The organism is Paenibacillus sp. lzh-N1, from assembly GCF_002872435.1.
In the GTDB taxonomy this organism is placed as follows: domain Bacteria; phylum Bacillota; class Bacilli; order Paenibacillales; family Paenibacillaceae; genus Paenibacillus; species Paenibacillus polymyxa_C.
This window is the reverse complement of sequence record NZ_CP025696.1, coordinates 2,283,196-2,304,257: the sequence shown is the minus strand read 5'-3', so window position 1 is coordinate 2,304,257 and position 21,062 is coordinate 2,283,196. Positions and strand designations below refer to the sequence as shown.

17 protein-coding genes are annotated in these 21,062 nt (G+C 47.8%); 2 read left to right on the top strand and 15 right to left on the bottom strand.

The features are described 5' to 3' along the window. Positions 1–68 precede the first annotated feature (68 nt). A complete protein-coding gene (locus C0638_RS10450; protein WP_058710915.1) occupies positions 69–1,241 on the bottom strand; it encodes an S-layer homology domain-containing protein in 1,173 nt (390 codons plus the stop codon). A gap of 266 nt (positions 1,242–1,507) precedes the next feature. Between C0638_RS10450 and C0638_RS10445 the strand changes: the two genes are divergently transcribed. Then, positions 1,508–2,296: an alpha/beta hydrolase gene (locus C0638_RS10445; RefSeq protein ID WP_058710914.1), complete on the top strand. Its 789-nt coding sequence runs from the start codon at positions 1,508–1,510 to the stop codon at positions 2,294–2,296. 79 nt (positions 2,297–2,375) lie between these two features. Here the strand turns inward: C0638_RS10445 and C0638_RS10440 are convergent, their stop codons facing one another. From C0638_RS10440 to argC, 13 genes are all read right to left on the bottom strand, one after another. Next, complete coding sequence (locus C0638_RS10440; RefSeq protein WP_058710913.1) at positions 2,376–4,010, bottom strand: glycosyltransferase family 39 protein; 1,635 nt, start codon at positions 4,008–4,010, stop codon at positions 2,376–2,378. A gap of 105 nt (positions 4,011–4,115) precedes the next feature. Then, a complete protein-coding gene (locus tag C0638_RS10435; protein ID WP_058710912.1) occupies positions 4,116–5,717 on the bottom strand; it encodes an ArnT family glycosyltransferase in 1,602 nt (533 codons plus the stop codon). Continuing rightward, positions 5,714–6,133: a GtrA family protein gene (locus C0638_RS10430; protein WP_013373353.1), complete on the bottom strand. Its 420-nt coding sequence runs from the start codon at positions 6,131–6,133 to the stop codon at positions 5,714–5,716. The genes C0638_RS10435 and C0638_RS10430 overlap by 4 nt, the downstream gene beginning before the upstream one ends. Beyond that, entirely contained in the window at positions 6,096–7,103 is a 1,008-nt protein-coding gene (locus C0638_RS10425) for a glycosyltransferase family 2 protein (protein ID WP_017427078.1), read from the bottom strand. Before C0638_RS10425 ends, C0638_RS10430 begins: the two co-directional genes overlap by 38 nt. A gap of 23 nt (positions 7,104–7,126) precedes the next feature. Continuing rightward, complete coding sequence (locus C0638_RS10420; RefSeq protein WP_058710911.1) at positions 7,127–9,586, bottom strand: cyclic di-GMP-binding domain-containing protein, MshE-related; 2,460 nt, start codon at positions 9,584–9,586, stop codon at positions 7,127–7,129. Next, entirely contained in the window at positions 9,579–9,830 is a 252-nt protein-coding gene (locus C0638_RS10415) for a hypothetical protein (RefSeq protein ID WP_013373356.1), read from the bottom strand. The genes C0638_RS10420 and C0638_RS10415 overlap by 8 nt, the downstream gene beginning before the upstream one ends. Positions 9,831–10,345: 515 nt before the next feature. Beyond that, complete coding sequence (gene argH, locus C0638_RS10410; protein WP_058710910.1) at positions 10,346–11,758, bottom strand: argininosuccinate lyase; 1,413 nt, start codon at positions 11,756–11,758, stop codon at positions 10,346–10,348. Between the two features lie 87 nt (positions 11,759–11,845). Further along, entirely contained in the window at positions 11,846–13,081 is a 1,236-nt protein-coding gene (locus C0638_RS10405; protein ID WP_013373358.1) for an argininosuccinate synthase, read from the bottom strand. Between the two features lie 51 nt (positions 13,082–13,132). Continuing rightward, complete coding sequence (gene argF / locus C0638_RS10400) at positions 13,133–14,089, bottom strand: ornithine carbamoyltransferase (RefSeq protein ID WP_058710909.1); 957 nt, start codon at positions 14,087–14,089, stop codon at positions 13,133–13,135. A 48-nt stretch (positions 14,090–14,137) separates the two neighbouring features. Then, positions 14,138–15,400, bottom strand: a complete 1,263-nt coding sequence (locus C0638_RS10395; RefSeq protein ID WP_058710908.1) for an acetylornithine transaminase — start codon at positions 15,398–15,400, stop codon at positions 14,138–14,140. A gap of 52 nt (positions 15,401–15,452) precedes the next feature. After that, positions 15,453–16,292, bottom strand: a complete 840-nt coding sequence (gene argB / locus C0638_RS10390; protein WP_013373361.1) for an acetylglutamate kinase — start codon at positions 16,290–16,292, stop codon at positions 15,453–15,455. A 117-nt stretch (positions 16,293–16,409) separates the two neighbouring features. Continuing rightward, positions 16,410–17,636: a bifunctional glutamate N-acetyltransferase/amino-acid acetyltransferase ArgJ gene (gene argJ / locus C0638_RS10385; protein WP_058710907.1), complete on the bottom strand. Its 1,227-nt coding sequence runs from the start codon at positions 17,634–17,636 to the stop codon at positions 16,410–16,412. Positions 17,637–17,741: 105 nt separating this feature from the next. After that, a complete protein-coding gene (gene argC / locus C0638_RS10380) occupies positions 17,742–18,791 on the bottom strand; it encodes an N-acetyl-gamma-glutamyl-phosphate reductase (protein ID WP_058710906.1) in 1,050 nt (349 codons plus the stop codon). Between the two features lie 379 nt (positions 18,792–19,170). Here argC and C0638_RS10375 point away from each other — a divergent pair, with 379 nt between their 5' ends. Then, a complete protein-coding gene (locus C0638_RS10375) occupies positions 19,171–20,058 on the top strand; it encodes an SMP-30/gluconolactonase/LRE family protein (protein ID WP_040102742.1) in 888 nt (295 codons plus the stop codon). 93 nt (positions 20,059–20,151) lie between these two features. Here the strand turns inward: C0638_RS10375 and C0638_RS10370 are convergent, their stop codons facing one another. Continuing rightward, complete coding sequence (locus C0638_RS10370; protein WP_040102741.1) at positions 20,152–21,051, bottom strand: YitT family protein; 900 nt, start codon at positions 21,049–21,051, stop codon at positions 20,152–20,154. Between the last annotated feature and the right edge of the window lie 11 nt (positions 21,052–21,062).

Genomic DNA, 21,062 nt, shown 5'->3' with positions numbered 1-21,062 from the left:
AAAAATCCCCCTTCACTACTGGCTGGATTGGTTCCAGACAGAGTGAAAGGGGTTTTTTTGTTTCTAAATTACTCGCTGCGTTTACTCAAAACCGAAATTTCTACAGGCTCACTTTCATGGCCGTCTGTATCTTTAGCTTTGATCACCAGTCTAACTGTCGCTTTTTGAGTAAGCACACTGATACTAAATGTGCCGTCATCTTTGGCTACTGCACTGCCGATAGGCAGATCATTGGAATAGGCAGTTACTGTGGAACCAGCTTTTGCTGTTCCTGTAATTGTACCTTCACCATCATGCACATCGTTGACTTTCAGTGTACTCGAAGTAGCATTCGCGTCAGCGGAAGTGTCTGCATTGCTGTCTGTAGTCGTATCCGTAGTTGTGTTGGTATCAGTACTTGTATCTGTTGTTGTAGAGTTGTCTGTAGTAGTCGCAGTCGTGCTATCTGTGCTAGTACTTGTGCTGCTATCTTCTGTTTCAGTTCCAGAGGTAATCGACGTATTACCGTAAGTGGAATCTGTCACGTTACCGTACGTGGAATTCGTTACCGTTCCACCAGGAGTCGTCGTCAGATTATCGACAGAGCTCAGGTTGTAACCGGATGCAGCATCCAGAATAGCAACCGCCTCTGCACGAGTCAACGGCTTCAGCGGCTGGAATTTACCATCCGGATATCCGTTGATGATTTTTTGCTCCGCAGCTGCCGCTACACTTTTCTTCGCCCAAGATCCGATTTTGTTGGAGTCAATGAATTTAGTAACATCTGCTGCGTTACCTGCAGTCAGTCCGATAGCTTTGCCAATGATCGCAGCTGCTTCCTGACGAGTTACCTTACCATTTGGTTTGAGCTTGTTATCTGCATAGCCGCTTATGTAGCCTGCATTTACGGCACTTGTCAGTTCGTTGTATGCCCAGTGGGATGCCGGAACATCTGTGAACGTTCTGCTTCCATTACCGTTTACCTTCACACCACCTGCATACGTTACGTCTGTCACTGCTGGAAGTTCCTGCGTGAACGTTCCCAAGCTGCGGTTCAGAAGAACGATAAATTCTGCGCGTGTGATCGCCGCATCCGGTTTTACCGCTCCATTCAATTGCCCTGTAGCTGACCAGCGTTGCACCTGATCTCCTGCCCAATGGCCACTTGTAGTTTGAGGAGCAGCTGCCGCTGCGCTGAATGCGCTAAGAATAAGACCTGTGCTCAGTACACCTGTAATTGTGTTCCTTAACTTTTTCCCCATGCTATAAATTCCTCCCTCAGATTGGATTCATCAATCTTTTTTAAACACTTTACCAGAAATCAAACCCAAATAACCCCTAAATTAAAAAAATCGTCCCATATAACCATACCCCCTCCTAATGTAGGATAAAAAAGAAACAGGACTTAATACCTAGCCATTCACTTGGATATGTATATTTGGACAGGTCACTGTATACTGGATGAATAATCAGTTGTATGCTGGAACAGGTCAATGAGGTCATACCCCCAAGGAAAAGAGGTTTTCTTATGGCACTTATTCAATGTCAGTTTTACTCGGAAGTTCTTGGTCTAAGCACATCCATGAATGTTATTCTTCCGCAGGCAACCCGCTCACAGATTGGAATGGAGGGCAAGCAAGGAACAGGGCCACATCCGACGCTGTATTTACTGCATGGCCTGTCAGACGATGATTCAACCTGGCTGCGTCGAACCTCCATTGAACGCTACGTCGCCTCCATGGGCCTAGCGGTCGTCATGCCTCAGGTACACCGGAGTTTCTATACAAATATGGAGCAAGGAGCGGCTTATTGGACTTTTATCAGTGAAGAATTGCCAGCTTTGGCACGTTCATTTTTTCCTCTGTCCGACAAGCGTGAAGACAATTTTGTAGCCGGGCTTTCTATGGGTGGTTACGGCGCCTTCAAACTGGCACTTCAGCATCCAGAGCGCTTTGCAGCCGCTGCCAGTCTTTCGGGGGTCATGGATTTACATGCATCACGCACCGATCCTAAGCAAAATGCTATGAGTCCAGCGGAATGGCTTAACATTTTTGGACCAGATGAAATACGCGGAACAGATCACGACTTGCTGGAGCTGCTACAACGTCATGCCACCGCGGGGACCTCACTCCCCCAACTCTATCAATGCTGCGGTACAGAGGATTTCTTATATAAGGGGAATCAGACTTTTCGTGAAACATGCACCTCTCTTGGAGTTCCGCTGACCTACGAAGAAGGTCCTGGAGCTCATGAATGGGGATATTGGGACGCTAAAATCCAGGACGTACTGGCGTGGCTACCGCTTAAAGGACACTAAAACAGGCAAAAAAATCCCCGAAGCCTTTCTCATCGCACCATGCGAAGGAATTAAGCTCCGGGGATTGTTGTTATACCCATCAGGGATTTGTCTTTGTCTCTGTCGATGGAGATTCTTTAGTTAATGACTTAGGCAGTACTTTATACAGGCGCCACTCGCCGTTAAACTCACGTTCAAGCTGAATCCATGGGGCACCATGTTCATATAAATTCGGATATACCATATTAATCTTACTCAGCGGCATGCCTGACATAATCTTAGGTACAAGGATATAGTCCACATGATTCTCCTGCGGATAACTTAATGCCTTATTGAACGCATAATCACTGGTGATCAGAAAACGTTTGGGATATTGGCTGTAGACAATCATCGTGTAGGCTGAAGCCGAATCTGTCATAATGGTAGACTTCGGCAGATGCTCATCCAGCCAAACGGCAATCTTACGATCTGATTCCTGTCTCACATAGTTTATATTCCCCGTGCGTGTGAGAAAGCTATTCTCATCCGGTGCAATATCCGGGCGAGTCAACGCATAGGAGAGTAATCCAGCGGTAAGTAGCAGACTGACGGACACTAGACCAAAGGCCGCCCTCCGCCATCGTCCCTGAAGCTGGCTCAACTCATAAGGCAACCAGGCTACGGTAATTGGGAATACATACATAAAGTAACGAAACCACCCGTACGAGGATTGTCTCATCATAAGTAAAAATTGCAAGCCGGGCACAGACAGGAACAATAACAAAATAATCAGGGTTCCCCACCGGAATAAGCGTCCACTCAACAGACGGATGAACAGAATAGCAAACAATGGTACAGAGTACCAGATGGTTTTGGAAGCAATAAACTTCAAGGCTACCAGTGGATTGGAGAAAATTTCTACAAATTTATCATCATTCAGCAACTCTGCCGATTGGGCCGTGTTCGAATACTCTGAATTCAGGAAATAAAAGGCATTCCCCATAATGAGATAGTTAAAGAAAATCCACAACAGCCCGGAAAAGACCACAGGAAGCAAAAGAAGTAACCAGGTTGCCTCGACTTTATGCAGTTTTTCCCGCAGGGCCAGCTCGCGTCTACCCAAGTTGCGATGAAGAAATAAGATCGCCAAGACTACGCCAACAGCCATTGCCACGCCTAGAGGCACCGCTTCATAACGAGTCCAGAACGCCATGGCAAGCGCTAATCCAGAAACAATCAGACTTGCCGTCATGCGGTCCTTGAGCCACAGCGCAAATTCAATCACTGTCATCATAATAAAATATATGTATAACGAATCGCTCAGACCGTTGGCACCAAACAGTAAAATAAACGGATTCAGTGCATACAACAAAGCCAGCAGCAAGCTCATCCTAGAGCTAAGCCCTGTTCTGACACCTGCCCGATATAGCAGCATTGCGGTCAAAGCAGAAAAGGTAGCACTCAGAATAACAGCAGCCAATCCATAGGAGGCTAATGCCGGAAAGATTGGATACAGCAATAGAATTACCATTTCCAGAAGACTGGGTAGTGGATTCCAGATAAATCCGATGGCGCCCAAATGCGGGTCACGGCTGTACAGCACATAAAATGCGTTAGCTACGCGACTGAGCGCGTCTGTGTGCATATATCCCAGAACATAGCTAAAATAGATGCCAGCAGACAGCTCCAATGCAAGTATAAACACAAACAGACCTATAGCCATCCATCTGCTTGCAGACATTTTTCGAAAGGACATTCCTCTCGTTCCCCCTCAAACTTCTTGCGGCGGTGCAGCTGTAGGGAAATTACGCCCGACAGCTGTATCCTTTCCTCCGCTACGATGCACTAACATACAATAAAATTATTGCAGTTCTTCATGCTCTATCTTGTACAATCGCCACTCCCCGTCAAAGTCATGCACCAACGAGGCCCATGGCGCCCCCTTTTCAAACAAATCAGGATAGTTCCGGTTCACCTGATCCAGCGGTACCCCTTCTACCAAGCGCGTAACCAAAACATAATCCACCTTGGAGGCGGGCAGATCCGTTAAAGATTTTCCAAAATCATAATCACTCGTTATCATAAACTTCTTCGGAATTTTACTGCTCAAAATGATCGGATAGGCCGTATAAGAATCAGTCAAAATGAGAGATGAACCATAATGTTCATCCAGCCATGACCCTATTTTCCGTTCAACAATTTGCCGAGTATAGCTTTCATTGCCACTATGCGTCAGATAGCTATGCTCATCCGCCGCAATTGCGGGGTTCGTCAGTGCGTAGGATAACAAGCCTGCTGTTACCAACATCCCTGCCGTTACCAGTGAGATTCCGATCCCCCGCATTTTCCCCTTCAACAGACTAAGCTCATACGGCAGCCAAGCAACCGTAATTGGGAATACATACATAAAATATCGGAACCAGCCAAACGAAGAATGCTTAAGCATCAGTAAAAGCTGAAGCCCGGGTACCGATAAAAAGATAGCCAGCAGCGTTAACGTGCTCCAACTCCACAGACGTTTGTCCAATAGGCGTATAAGCAAAATGGCAATTAACGGAGCCGCATACCATAAGGTTCGTTGCCCGACAAACTTTAGCATCAGCACAGGATGAGCAAACATTTCCACAAAGCGCTGATCCTCCAGCAAAGCCGCTGATTGTGTGGAATTGGAATACTGCGAACGTAAAAAGTAAAGCGGGTCGCCCATGATAATCCAGTTAAAAAAGAGCCACAGCAAACCGGAAAAGACAAGCGGCAGCAACAATAGAAGCCATGTCGCTTCTACCTTGTACAGGCGCTCTTTTAAAGACAATTGCGTTCTAACGCTCTCTCTGTTTGTACGCCACCGATGCAGAGAAAAAATCGTCAGTAATACGCCCAAAGCCAGCGCAACCCCCAGGGGAACTGCTTCGTAGCGAACCCAAAATGCCAATGCAAGCGCAAAACCGGATACGATCAAATTCGCCGCCTTGCGATCCTTAAGCCACATACAGAATCGACTCACTGTCAGCAGTATAAAAAAGATATATGGCGAGTCACTCAAGCCGTTGAAGCCAAACAGAAACATAAACGGATTCAGTGAAAATAACAGCGCAATCAGCAAACTGGTTGCACCGTGAAGCCCTAGTTCTTTTCCCGTCCCGTACAATAATGCTGCACTCGCCCCAGCAAACAGGCTGCTCACAATCACTGCTGCCAGCCCATGGGAAGCGAGTGCGGGAAACAAAGGATAGAACAACAGCACAATGAGTTCCATCAAACTCGGTAGCGGATTCCACACAAACCCAATAGCACCCAAATGTGGGTCACGACTATAGAGTACATAAAATGCATTAGCTACTCGACTGAGCGCATCGGTATGCATATAGCCAAGATGCCATGCAAAATAAACACCCACGGCTAATTCTAGAGCAGCAATACAAGCAAACAATGACAACAACTTTCCATGTTTCCTTACGATCATGAAACCTCTTTCTGACGCTGTTGCGGAACGGAGAAGATCCAATAGCGGTTCCAGATATAATTATGAACTGGCACGATGATGGTAGTTAAGACTTCACCGATCAGATACGACCAACCAATCCAGTGAATGGTTACGTACATCAGAGCGGCATTCAGGAGCAAGCCGCAGGTACAGACCAATAAATATTTAAGAAACTGAGTGCGGCTTCCTTCGCCGGTAGGCTCGAACGTCCAGTTACGATTCAGCACATACGAAACGAGCAGCGTAACGATAAAACCTATGGTAGTAGCCGTTACTGCAGGTATTGCAAACAGCTCCACCAGCAGCACAAGCACACCGACGTGAATGCCTGTACCCAGCAGTCCGACAATACCATATTTAATGATTGGATACTTTAGATACGAACGTCTGATCATGTTGATTAAACTCCCTATCCACCCACAATCGGTCAGCATTCGCCCGTTTGTCTGCAATTAGATAACGGGGTCTGGCTTTGACTTCGTGATATATGGCGGCAATATATTCTCCTACCACTCCAATCGACAGCATGAGTACACTGCCGATAATCAAAAGCAGTAAAATGACAGTGGTAAACCCGGTCACAGCGTCACCCGTTATTTTGTGCATTAAGGTTTGAATCCCCAACACGACCGAAATCAGCATGAAAATGAGACCCATTAAACTCACTACCCGCAAAGGTACCGTCGAGAACGAAACGATCGCTTCCGCGGCCAATCGAAACAGCCCTAACGGACTCCAGCGGCTTGGACCCTCTTCTCGTGGAGCCACCCGGAATGTAATCTGGGTTTTACGAAAACCGAGCCAGGCGGTCATCCCGCGAAAAAACGGCATACGCTCTGGCATCGCCATCCAGGCATCCACCACTCGTCGATCCAGCAGCTTATAATCGGAGGCATCTTTGAGATTAAAGCCCGTCAAGCGATTCAAAGTCGCGTAGAACAAAGAAGCTCCGAGCTTTTTGCCTACAGACTCTTCTCCCCGAAATTCTTTCACACATTCAACTAAATCATAACCTTCGTTCTGCCACAAACGCACCATTTCCCCGATCATTTCAGGAGGATGCTGCAAATCACCGTCCATGACAATGATCGCATCGCCAGAAGCATTTTCCAAACCTGCGCACAACGCCAGCTCCTTACCAAAATTCCGACTCAGCCGGAGTGCGAGCAAAGAGGGCATACGACGGGACAATTCGGACAACTTGAGCCATGTATCATCTTTGGAACCATCATCTACAATAATGAGCTCATAACGTGAGGTGACAACAGACAGCACCCCATCAATCACCTTAAGAGAACGTTCGAGGTGTGAGCCTTCATTGTACATAGGAATGACGACGGATAAAAAAGGGTTTTTTGTCTCCATTCTTGCTCCTTCTTTCTTCATATTCAGGAGGACTGTGCCGGGGCATCATCCAAGTCATGCATATCGGTCAGACCATGCGTCGTTTTCTCCCAATAGAACGGCTTGGTTATAAGCTGCCAAGCTGCTTTTATCGCAGCTATACTCATAAGTACCCAATATAACGGTGAGAGTAGCCCATATTTGACCATCGCGTATGAAAATGTTCGTTCACCGCGCTCTTCCAGCTCACCGATGACCCAATACATGCCAGCCACATTACTGAATACGAACAGAAAGTTACCGATATAAAATTCCGCGCTGGCTAGGTAGTACACATAACCCGGGAACAGCTTGGGAATAAAGGACAACTCCCAGCCAAACCATAAAATAAGCAAGCCCCAAAAAATCGGGTTCAGCAACGGCAACATCGGAGTCGCCAGAATCATTACCTGAAAACCGAAAAAGCCCTTCCAGCCCACTTCGCGCACCAGCTTAACCGGATTGCGCATATGAACCAGCCATGTCTGCATATATCCCTTGATCCAACGTGAACGCTGACGAATCCAGTTGCCCACGCGGCTGTTCGCTTCCTCCCATGTGCGGGAATCGACAATAGCCGTTTTGTAACCACCTTTATACAGACGAATGCCCAGATCGGCATCCTCGGTTACATTATAGGGGTCCCACGCATTAATATCTTTCAATACAGATACCCGAAAATGATTGGACGTACCGCCCAACGGAATAGGGGTATCTAACTGCATAATTCCTGGCAGCAGCAATTCGAACCACATACTGTATTCTTGTGTGAACCAGCGGGTCAGCAAATTTTGTGTACTGTTAAAATAATTGAGCTTCGCTTGAATACACGCATAATTCTCAGGGAGTGAATCAAACGCTGCAATGACTTTTTTAAGTTGGTCAGCATCGGGACGATCCTCAGCATCGTAAATGACGACAAACTCGCCGCGGGCACGAATAAGTCCATAATTACATGCCTTCGGCTTGGTTTTCGGCAAGCCATCAGGCACGACCAGTGTCGTGTAATAGGCAGGCAGCTTCATTTCACGCAGCAGCTCAATCGTCTCAATGTCGTCCTCTTCAATCAGCAGCCGTACATCCAGCTTGGACTTTGGATAATCCAGCTGCTCCAAATTCCGCAACAACATCGGAAGCACGCCCGCTTCCTTATACATCGGTACAAGAATCGTATAGATCGGCAGTCTTTTTTCATCCATGGCGTCTACTTCTTCCTTCGTAAAGCGAAGCTGAGCCCCACGCCGGGAACCGAGATAGATAATTCCAAACTTGAATAGCGTCATAGCAAAATAAAACAGCTGGATCATCATATTAATGATTAGCACTGTCTTCCAGCTGTTCCAGAGGAGGCCGAGCAGCGTAATCATTCCCATAGCTGCAAACACCCAGAGCTGACCCTTGGTAAAGGTGATCCGCGCCGAATTGTGCGGTTCCTTTTCCAACAATCCGGTTGTGCTTTCCTGCATCATTTCCTCGCCGTAGATTTTACCCCAGAGCTGCTCCATCTCTTCCTTTGTTGCAAGCACTTGCTCTACCGGCATACCCAGAATTCCCTCCAGCTTCAAGCGTCGCTCTTCTGGTAATGGATCACTGACCGCTACAATATAGCGGTTCATATATTGATGGATGACGACCACGCCATAAGCCATTGCCACTTGCTCGGGTAGTTTGTACGCCGCATCCAGCGCCAGCTCCTCACCTATACGCCCGATTCGGTTCTGGGTTGCAATCGCGCGGTACAAATCCGCAGGCTCCAGCATTTGCAATGATAGCAAGATGTCGCCGAGCAGCCCGCCGCTCTTCGCCTGGAACTCGAGCGCTCGCTCTAGCTGCTCTGGTGTAATATAGCCGGAACGAACCAGCATGTCGCCCAGTCTCTCCTTGGATTCATCACCGTCAATTTGCTCTTGTAGCTGCTCAGCTGTAATGAAACCCATCTCTACAAGAATATCGCCCAGTCTACCACCGTAACGCTTCTGGTTGCGGATAGCATCTGTCAGCTGATCCCGGGTAATCATCCCGTTCTCCACCAGCTGATCTCCCAGACGGGCCTTGCCGTTTCGTCCGGTCTGCGTTCCTGCTGCCGCCTCTCCGCCTTCTGCACCAGGGATACTGGAAGCAAGACCCATGGCTGCTCCTGCCGCTGCCTGTTCCTGCCCAGATGCATACTGGACTTGCGCCTCCTGCACCTGTCCATCCTGTATTCCTTCATCCAGCAATTGTTCCACAGCTGCTGCTGTATCATTGGCATTCTGTATAGCCTGAATACGAAGTTCTGTATCCCGAAGTCGTCGTTCCAACTCTTCGATGTGAAAATCAAGCTTGTACAGTATCGGGGCCTGCTCTGCACGCTGAGCCTCTAGCTGTTGTTGCAGTTGTTCGATTCGCTGACGCTCTTCTTTTATTCTTCTCTTGGTTTGGCGAATTGAAACTCCTCCAACCTGCCACCTAAGCTTGTCACCCATGAATTCCCGCCCTTTCAATCCAGCGCCGCTCTTCCGCAAGCGCATCTGCAAGCAGCTGCTTTAACTCGGTATCCCGCTGCTTTTTCCGCTCCAGCGCCGCATGGAAAAGCTCCCGCTCCTCACGTAGCAACCTCTCTGCCTGGATTCGCTCCTCATGCAATGAGGATACCAATCCATCGGCGTCAGAAGCGCGATAACCGATCCAAGCGCTCTTTAGCTGACGCGTCGTTCGTTTAGTTCTCATAATACCTCCCTGGATCGTCCCGACTCTGCCTTTGCTATGTCGCTACTTCAATATTTTTACTGGCTTTCTTCTAAAACCAGGACACACCTGCTTTCTCATTCAAGCCCTTCATTTACACATTTATGCAATTTCCCTGGTCAAAAAAACCAATAAAAACTTGAAAATGATTTATCGCATATGCTTCTTGTTCTATCGAATTGGTAATTCAATGAAAAACTTAGTGCTATTCTACCATAATCCTAGTAGGTGTAGTATACAAAAATGTAAATTCTAGAAACTTTCACACTAATGTATAGATAGGTATATAGAACTAGATATTAAACATCTTGAACGATATTCTTCCAATAAATCTATGTAGTTCATGATTATTCTGATCATAAATCATTCAAATACCTCAGAAAACACAAAAGACACCGCGAACGGTGCCTTTGAAAACATAGATGGCAAATATTCTTAAAATCTGATTTTACACAGCATCCCGTTGCTGTGCAAGAGAATAATTCTTTCTGTATGGATTATTTTTTTGGCTTATGATTTTCATACCATGTTGACGTGTTCACTAGAAGCTGTTCACTGCGTCCAATGGCTGCCTGCACCTGACCGGTGGCGGTTCCGCCATACACATTCCGAGCATTGACTACCGCTTCTGGTTGAAGCACCTCATAAATGCGCTCGTCGAACAGATCCGAAAACTGCTGGAATTCATCCAGTTTCAAATCAAGCAGATATTTGCCCTGCTGGATGCAATACAGCACCGTTTTGCCGATAACCTCATGGGCCTGACGGAACGGAAGCCCCTTGCCGACCAAGAAGTCCGCAATATCCGTTGCGTTGGAGAAATCCTGGTTGACCGCTTGACGCATCCGATCCTTGTTCACCTTCATCGTGGCGATCATCGGAGCGAACAATTGCAAGGCTCCCTCCAGCGTAGCAACCGTATCGAACATCCCTTCTTTGTCCTCCTGCATGTCCTTGTTGTATGCCAGCGGCAAGGACTTCAGTACGGTCAGCAGACCGACGAGGTTTCCATAGACCCGCCCGGTTTTGCCACGTACTAGCTCCGGTACATCCGGGTTTTTCTTCTGTGGCATAATGCTGCTGCCTGTGCAGAAAGCATCATCCAACTCGACAAAACCAAACTCTGTGCTGCTCCATAGCACCAGTTCTTCGCTCAGACGGGACAAATGCGTCATAATCAGCGAGGCCCCGGCCAAAAACTCTACGATAAAGTCCCGATCACTGACAGCGTCCAGGCTATTTTCATAGACGCCATCAAACCCAAGCTGCTCAGCTACAAAATGACGATCGATCGGGAAAGTGGTTCCAGCCAGAGCGCCAGCGCCCAGCGGCAACACATTGATGCGTTTGTAGCTGTCCTTGAGTCGGTCAATATCACGCTCCAGCATAGACACATACGCCAGCAAATGATGCGCGAACAAAATAGGCTGCGCACGCTGCAAGTGTGTGTATCCAGGTACAATTGTGTCCAGATTGTCCTTGGCCTGCCCAATTAATGCAACTTGTACATCATGCAGCATACCCACCAGTGATACGACACGTCCGCGCAAATACAAGTGCATATCTGTTGCTACCTGATCGTTACGACTGCGTCCAGTGTGCAGCTTACCGCCGACCGGACCAATGACTTCGATCAGGTTTTTTTCGATATTCATGTGAATATCCTCATCCGAAACGGAAAATTCAATTTCCCCACGGCGGATACGCTCCAGAACGGTGTGCAGTCCTCCCTTGATCGTGTCCGCATCCTCCTGCGGAATAATACCGCATTTGCCCAGCATGGCCACATGAGCCAGACTTCCTTGAATATCTTCTTCCGCCAATGCCTGATCAAATCCAATAGAAGCCGTGTATTCCTCTACCAGCTTGTTCGTTTGCTTTGTAAACCGTCCGCCCCATAGCTTACTCATTGCATGATCCCCTCTCTGCAATACAAGCCGCCCTCGTCATTTGGACAAGAACGGCCCACATCCCGTACATTTTTTTAGATTACTTTTTTATTTATGATTTTGTGTTACGCCCGCATTGACCTTCAAACGTAAAGCATTCAAGCGGATAAAGCCTGTGGCATCGCCTTGATCGTAGGCTTGTGTCGGATCAGCTTCCATGGTTGCAATGTCTGGGTTGTACAAACTAACCGGACTTTTAACACCCGCACCGATAATATTGCCTTTGTACAGCTTTACGCGCACCGTACCACTGACATTTTTCTGGCTTTCATGAACTAGAGCCTGCAAGGCAACACGTTCCGGCGCAAACCAGAATCCGTTGTACACCAAGGTAGCATAACGGGTAATCAGGCTATCACGCAGATTCATAACCTCGCGATCCATTGTGATGGATTCCATTTTGCGGTGAGCTGTGAACAGAATTGTACCGCCTGGCGTCTCATAGACTCCGCGGCTCTTCATACCCACAAAACGGTTCTCAACCATATCTACACGTCCGATCCCGTGCTTGCCGCCCAGTTCATTCAGTTTTTCCATCACTTGCAGCGGAGTTAACTGTTCACCGTTCAAAGCAACGCAGTTGCCTGCTTTAAATTCCAGCTCCAAGTATTCTGCTTCATCAGGCGCGTCCTCAGGCGCGTTGCTGAGCAAGAACATTTCTTTATTTTCAGGAGCGCTCGGATCAAACCAAGGGTCCTCCAGCACGCCGCTTTCATAACTGATATGCAGCAGGTTGCGGTCCATGGAGTACGGTTTGGCTGCAGAAGCGGTTACCGGAATACCGTGTTTTTCTGCATAGGCAATCATTTCTGCCCGACCCGGGAACTGATTGCGGAACTCTTCCAGCCGCCAAGGTGCAATGACTTGGATGTCCGGCGTTAACGCCGCCGCGTTCAGCTCGAAGCGCACCTGATCGTTACCTTTGCCTGTTGCCCCGTGAGCAATGGCTGTTGCTCCCTCGGCAATCGCAATATCGACCATCCGCTTAGCGATCAATGGACGTGCAATACTCGTACCGAGCAAATATTGCCCTTCATATAAAGCACCTGCCTGAAACATCGGATAAATAAAATCCTTGGCGAATTCATCACGCAGATCATCGATGTACACTTTGGAAGCTCCCGTAGCGAGTGCCTTTTCCTCCAAACCGTCCAGTTCTTCCTTTTGTCCGATATCTGCAGTGAATGCGATAATTTCAGCATCATATGTTTCCTTGAGCCATTTCAGAATGACCGACGTATCCAGACCGCCGGAATATGCGAGTACGATTTTTTCTTTTGCCATTATTGAAGTCCTCCCCGAATGCTTATACCTCTATCTTCTTTACGATCAACCTTATCCCATTAAAGCAACTAGCAACGCTTTTTGTGCATGCAGACGATTTTCCGCTTCATCAAAAATGACCGAATTGGGACCATCGATTACTCCCGCACTCACTTCTTCCCCACGATGTGCAGGTAGACAGTGCAAGAATAAATAATCTGGCTTAGCGAGCTTAACCAGCTCCTCATTCACCTGGAAGTCGGCAAAAGCAAGCTCACGCTCCTTTTGCTCTTCCTCAAAACCCATGCTTGCCCACACATCTGTGTAGATCGCATCAGCATCTTTTACTGCTTCCTGCGGACTTTGAGTGATCACAATTTCACTACCTGTCTGCTTGGCAATCTCCCGGGAAACTGCGATCACACTCGGGTCAGGCTCGTATCCAGCTGGACTTGCAATGGAGACATGCACTCCGAGCTTGGCTCCACCAATCAAGAGGGAATGCGCCATATTGTTGCCGTCTCCGATATAAGCCAGTTTGAGCCCTTTTAGCTTACCCTTTTGCTCATACAAGGTTTGATAATCAGCCAGTACCTGACACGGATGCGCCAAATCGCTCAAGCCATTGATTACCGGAACGGATGCATAACGGGCCAACTCTACGACATTATCGTGCCCGAAGGTACGAATCATAATGCCATCCAGATAACGTGACATGACTTGGGCCATGTCGCTAATCGGTTCACCGCGTCCCAGTTGAATATCATTTTTGCTGAGGAAAAGGGCATGCCCACCCAATTGATACATTCCGACTTCAAAGGATACCCGTGTGCGTGTGGAAGACTTTTCGAAAATCAGTCCAAGTGTTTTCCCCTTCAGCGGCTGATAAGCTTCTCCGTTTTTGTGTTTACGCTTAATTTCAATGGCGAGATCAATTAAATACTGGATTTCCTCTGGCAAGTAGTCGTCCAGTTCTAGAAAGTCCCGTCCTTTCAAATTCACCTGTTGCAATGCGCCGCCCTGACTCATGCGATCCTCTCCTTTTACACTCTAATCTCGGATGCCTCTGGCTCTACACTAAGCTACGTGCTCCCGAATCAATTCAGCAATCCATGTTACAGCCTGATCTATTTCGTCTTTCGTTACATACAGGTTAGGCAACAGGCGAATCACGTTCGGTCCTGCTGTAATGAACAGAATGCCCTTCTTCTGTCCTGCCAAAACAAGCTCAGCTACCGGCTCCGCACACTCAATCCCGACCATCAGACCTTTTCCGCGGATATCCCGGACAAAAGGAATATCTTTAAGCTGTTTTTGCAGACTATGAAAGAGATAATCTCCCATTTCAGCAGCACGTTCTGGCAGCTTGTCATCAATAATCGTTTCAATGGTTGCTTGAACTGCTGCCATAGCAAGCGGTGTACCCCCGAAGGTAGAACCATGACTGCCCGCTGTGAACGCTTCACGCAAATATTCTTTGCCTAGCATTGCACCGACCGAAAAGCCACTGCCCAATCCTTTCGCCAATGTAAAAATATCCGGTTCTATTCCATAATGCTCAAAGGCAAACAGCTTACCTGTCCGCCCCATACCTGTTTGGACCTCGTCAATGATCAGCAGCAATCCATGCTCATGGCACAGCTTGGTAATCACGTCTACGAAAGCAGGGTCTACCGGATACATGCCACCTTCGGCCTGCACCATTTCCAGCATAATTGCCGCTGTATTCTCATTGATAGCTGCTTCGAGCGCAGCCTGATCATGAAGCGGAACGCTTTTGAATCCGGCGGGAAGCGGTAAAAAACCTTCTTTCACTTTGTCCTGACCCGTAGCAGTCAAGGTTGCCAGCGTCCGTCCGTGAAAGGATTGCGTGAACGTAATGATTTCATAGCGACCGGTCTGCTTCACCTTCTGGTGGTAACGACGCGCCAGCTTAATGGCAGCTTCGTTCGCTTCAGCTCCGCTGTTGCAGAAGAACACGGCATCTGCGCTGCTATTGGCTGTCAGCAAGGCAGCGGCCCGTTCCTGCCCGGGAATATGAAACAGATTGGATACATGCCACAGTTCATCGATCTGTTTTTTCAAACGCTCCGCTACAGCTTGAGGCGCATGGCCTAGATTGGTAACGGCAATACCTGACATGAAATCCAGATAACGTTTGCCCTGATCATCCCACAGCCAGCTTCCTTGTCCTTTCACCAGTGTAAGCGGATATCTTGCGTAGTTTGGAAAAAGAGAGCTATCTGCCTGCACTTTTGCCGCCCGCTTTTCCGCTTGCGCTCCGCTTCCATTCGTACTTGGCATTTCCTCGCTCACCAGCGTATTCGGTTCCTTACTCATATCGTTCACGCCCCTTTATCGTTTGGTTATATAGGTTGAGCATATATCGCAATTACTGCATACGCACAATGCGTGTTCCAATTGATTCTCCGCCCAGCACACGGCTGAGTACCTGCGGTTCGCTGCCGTCCACAATGACAACTTCCTTCACTTTACCGTGAATGCAGGCTATAGCCGCTCTCACTTTCGGAATCATACCACCGTAGATTTCACCCGTACTGATCATATCTTCAATTTCCTGTATGGTAATTGACTCCAGCACCTTCTTTTCTACACCATTCTTTTTCAATATACCGGGTACATCCGTCACAACAATCATTCGACTGACGCCGAGATGAGAAGCCACCGCGCCCGCCGCTGTATCGGCATTAATGTTGTAACGCTGACCGGATCGATCAATGCCAATAGGCGCAATAACTGGCATATAGTCCATATCCAGCACACCGGTAATAATCGAAGCTTGAACATGTGTTACCTCTCCAACCCAGCCGACCTCTGCGGCATTCGTCACAGGCTTTGCTTCAATTAAATAGCCATCACTGCCTGACAAACCCAGCGCTCGCCCTCCGTGCATCCCTATTCTGCGAACAATCTGCTTGTTAATGCTGCCTGCCAGCACCATTTCCACGACATCCAGCACGGGTTCAGTCGTTTTACGCAATCCATGAATGAACTCCGTTTCGATTCCCAGCTTCGCCAAATTGTCAGAGATCGCAGGCCCACCGCCATGTACAATGACTGGTTGAAGGCCTTCCGACTGCAGACGGGCCAAGTCGTCAAAAAAGGAATCAGGCAACGCAGCCAGCGTACTTCCTCCGCATTTCATCACAAAATTACGACGTGCCACTCCCGCATGTTTCGCTTGATCCGCGTGTCCCACTGCCGATTGCATATCATCTCTCCTTTTCTCCTCTGCACAATTTTGTGCGATTTTCAAATGATGCCGAAGCTATATTCGCTCGCTTCTTCTATTAACTATTAAATATCCATCCGTAATTAAATCGGGTATCTATGTCCGATAAGCCGCATTAATCCGCACATAATCATAGGTTAGGTCACAGCCCCATGCTGTAGCGGTCCCGTTCCCATGATGCAAATCAACGATAATTTGCACCGTATCTCCACGTAAATAGGAAAGCGCCTCGGCTTCATCAAAAGCTACTGGACTTGATTGGCTTAGCACGATAATATCCCCCAGGCGAATGTCTACCGTATCCGGATTCACCGGTTCTCCGGCACGTCCGACGGCTGCAATAATCCGTCCCCAGTTGGCGTCTGCGCCAAAAACGGCTGACTTCACCAGACTGGACCCGATCACAGTCTTGGCTATCGCCTGGGCAGATGCATCGCTTATCGCTCCGCTTACAGACACCTCTACCAGCTTCGTAGCACCTTCTCCATCACGGGCAATCGCCTTCGCCAGCTCACGGCAGATATAAGTGAATGCCTCGGCAAAAGCCTCCCAATCGGGATGCTCTACGTTCAACTCGCTGTTGCCTGCAAGTCCGCTTGCCATAGCGATTAGCATATCATTCGTACTGGTATCCCCATCGACCGTAATCATATTAAAGCTGGTATCCGTGGCCTGCTTTAATAGTTGATGAAGGGCCGTCTGTCCAATGGCTGCATCACAAGTTATGAAAGCGAGCATGGTTGCCATATTCGGATGAATCATACCCGATCCCTTTGCCGCCCCGGCGATGTGCACAGTCACACCATCCACTTCAACTGACACGCACGCTTCCTTTTTAACCAAATCCGTTGTCAGAATGGCTTGGCTAAATTGCTCCGCTCCATCGCTTGCCTCGCTCATCCGCTCAGGTAGTGACGATATACCGCCAAGCACACGGTCCATTTTCAGATTCTCGCCAATTACACCAGTCGAGGCAACGGCTACATCGCTCTCTGCCACACCCAGCTGATGAGCAGCGGCCGAACGCATAGCGTAAGCATCCTGCTCCCCTTGCTGTCCCGTACAGGCATTGGCGTTCCCGCTGTTCACTACTATCGCCTGCAATCGACCGTCTGTCAGGCTCTCGCGAGTCACCTTCAGCGGCGCAGCCTGAAACACATTGGTGGTATACACCGCAGCAGCTGTCGCCTCTACCTCACAGCGAATCGCGCCGATATCGTTGCGATTCGTATTTTTTAATCCACAGTGCAATCCCCCAGCTGTAAAGCCACGCGGAGTTACGATGTTGCCCTCATGTACTACTGTAAAGCCTACTTTGCCCATAATATGTGCCCTCGTTCGCAACATATAGGAGTCATGACAGCTGGACGCTTGCGTTCTCCAACCTGCTCGCTGTCGTCCCCGCAGCCTGTTGCGTTTACGTGCTACTTACGGATATACCGGTATGAAGCCCAGTCCGAGGTTCTCCTCCCATCCCATCATCAAATTTAAATTCTGAATCGCCTGTCCGGCGGCACCCTTCACAACATTATCAATGACAGAAATAATGGTAAGACGCTCGGTACGAGCATCTGCTGCAAAACCGATGTCGCAGTAGTTTGAACCAAATACTTCTTTCGTTGCCGGCCATATACCTTCGCCACGTACACGGACAAAAGGATGACCTTTATAATAATCCCGGTATAACCCGATGAGATCCTGATCCGTATGATCACCTTTCAACGTGACATAAATTGTACTCATGATTCCTCGCGTCATAGGCACAAGCTGTGTCGTAAACGTAATCGTAACGTCCTCGCCCGCAACATCACCTAATACCTGTTCGATCTCAGGGATATGTTGGTGCTTATTCACCTTATAAGCCTTAAAGTTCTCATTCATCTCCGCATAATGCGAAACAAGACTTGTTCCCCGACCGGAGCCAGATACCCCGGATTTGGCATCCACAATCAGTGACCGATGGTCGATCCACCCCGCCTCCAAGGCAGGAATAATTCCTAATAGTGTTGCCGTTGGATAGCAGCCTGGATTCGAAATGAAAGAAACTCCAGCAAGCTTTTCTGCATACACCTCGCTGAGTCCGTATACTGCTTGCTTGAGATACTCAGGTGAAGCCGCAGGCTTTTTATACCAAGCTTCATACACTTCCCCGCTTCGGAGCCTAAAGTCCCCGGAAAGGTCAATCACCTTCAGTCCGGCATCCAGAAGCTGTGGCACTAACTGGGTACTAACGCCTGATGGCGTAGCTGTGAAAACCAGATCAGCCTTGGCAGCAATTTCATGGATATCGACACCGTCCAAATCCTGCATCACAATATCCGTTAGATGTGGAAACCCATCACTAATCGGGACACCCGCGCTGGACGAAGAAATAACAGATACAATCTCCACCTGCGGATGATGAACCAAAAATCGAATCAGCTCCACCCCACCATATCCAGTGGAACCGACAATTGCCACTTTTAGCTTACTGCTCACAGACCTTCCTCCATTCCGTCCCTATGAAATATGTATTATTATACGACTCTATTCATATAAATACAACACCTCATGTCATGTTATTCTTCCAAATTTAAAATATGCATTCTTGCCCATTCTTTTGACCGACAAGCTGTACAGGCTATAACTGAGGAAACCAAAAAAGACAGACCCCCTTGTGAATCCAGTCTGCTATTTTGCATAAAGAAAAAGATCGTTCCTTTTTTATATTATCTTGTATATTGGTATTCATCTGGATTATCTATTTGCTGCACTTATGTATTCGTTGAACATTGAATAGGGTAAAAAGAGTGAGTATGTTCGAAAATAAACCTATACGTTAGGAGTGTTACACATCGAAACCTATACAGCGAATATAGTGATGGATGCTAAAGCCAAATTAGGCGAGGGTCCTAGTTGGGATCACCAGTCTCAACGTTTATTTTGGGTCGATATTGAAGGCTTTCAATTGCACATCTACGATCCATCTATAGGCACAGATCGTACTATAGATGTAGGCGAACATATTAGTGCAGTTGTATCTTATCTTAAAAATAAAGTAATCGTAGCAATGATCAGCGGTCTATACTGTTTGGATATAGAGACAGGGACCAAAGTATTGATCCACGATCCTGAGGAAGGTCGGCCAGGAAATCGATTTAATGATGGTAAATGCGATCCTGCAGGACGGTTTTTGGCTGGAACAATGAGTTTAAATGGCGAACGTTCGCAAGGAGCATTGTATAGTCTGAGTACAAAAGGAAATGTCTCCTTACTGGTTGATAAAGCTTCCACATCTAATGGCTTAGCTTGGAGCTCAGATCACCGTACCATGTATTATATTGATACTCCGACCTTAGAAGTGGTCTCCTTCGATTACGATGTGACACAAGGTACTATTAGGAATAAGCAATTGGTAGCTAGATTGGATGAAAGTGAAGGATATCCCGATGGCATGACCATCGATGCAGAGGGCATGTTGTGGATCGCGCGTTGGGGCGGTAAACGTGTATCTCGTATCCATCCTGTTCAGGGAGAAGTGATTGCTGAGGTGTTACTTCCAGTCAATCGTGTGACTTCGTGCGCTTTTGGTGGTGAACATCTGGATGAGTTGTATATCACAACTGCTCAAGATGACGATAATACCAGCCAACCACTAGCAGGTGGTTTATTTATGGTCAAAACCGGGGTAAAAGGAGTACCAACCTCATATTTTAATCAAGGACAACCGGCAAATTGGCTTGATCTATTACTAAAAAGGAATTGATAAAGCGGTTCTGAAAAGAGAAGAGCCCACTACATCAGTGAGCTCTTCTACATTGATTCAGTTAAGAGCAAGCGTTCAGAAGGTCACATTAAGTTAGCCTTCCCTTTTGAACCCTTCACCCAATACTTCACGTGTGTTACTAATAATCACAAAAGCTTCCGGGTCTACCAAGCGGACGAGCGTTTTGAGGCGGGTTACCTCGTTTTGCCCGACTACAACCATAAGTACAGGACGTTCTTCGTTCGTGTAACCCCCCCGTCCTGCAAGCTCTGTCAAACCCCGATCCAAATCCTGTAAAATCGTTTGCGTAATTTTTTCTTTTTGATTAGATATGATATAAGCTACTTTGGAGTAGCCCAGCCCCATTTCTACAGCATCAATGACTTTGCCGGTTACAAACAAGCCAATCAATGCATACAGGGCCCGCTCCGGCGATAGGGCGAAACCAGCTAGCGTGATTACCGTGCCATCCATGAGCATGACACAAAGAGAAAGGCTAAAACCGGTATACTTTTGAATAATCTGCGCCAAAATAGCCAGTCCACCCGTCGAGCCTCTGCCCCGAAACACAGTGCCCAAACCCAATCCTACTCCGATTCCACCATACAGCGAAGCCAGCAACGGATTGGTTGTCGGTACTGCCCAATCCTTCGTCACATAAACGAATAGTGGCAGCATGATGCTTCCCAGCAGGGAACGCAAGCCATACTTTTTTCCTAACAGCAGTACTCCTGCTATAAATAACGGAATATTCATTCCCCACTGCGTATAGGCCGGTTCCAGGCCAAACAGGTCCTCACCCAAGATAGACAAGCCAGATACACCCCCGGATGCAATCCGGTTGGGCAGCAAGAACATGTTAAAGGTCAGCGCTGTAATAAAGGAGCCGAGTATAATCAGCAGGACATCGGTCACGTTACGCGCTGGTCCACTGGCGGCAATCAGAGGCTTACGCCTTCTTCGGCGGGCAGCGGGAGGATTCAATTGAGACATCATTCATGTTC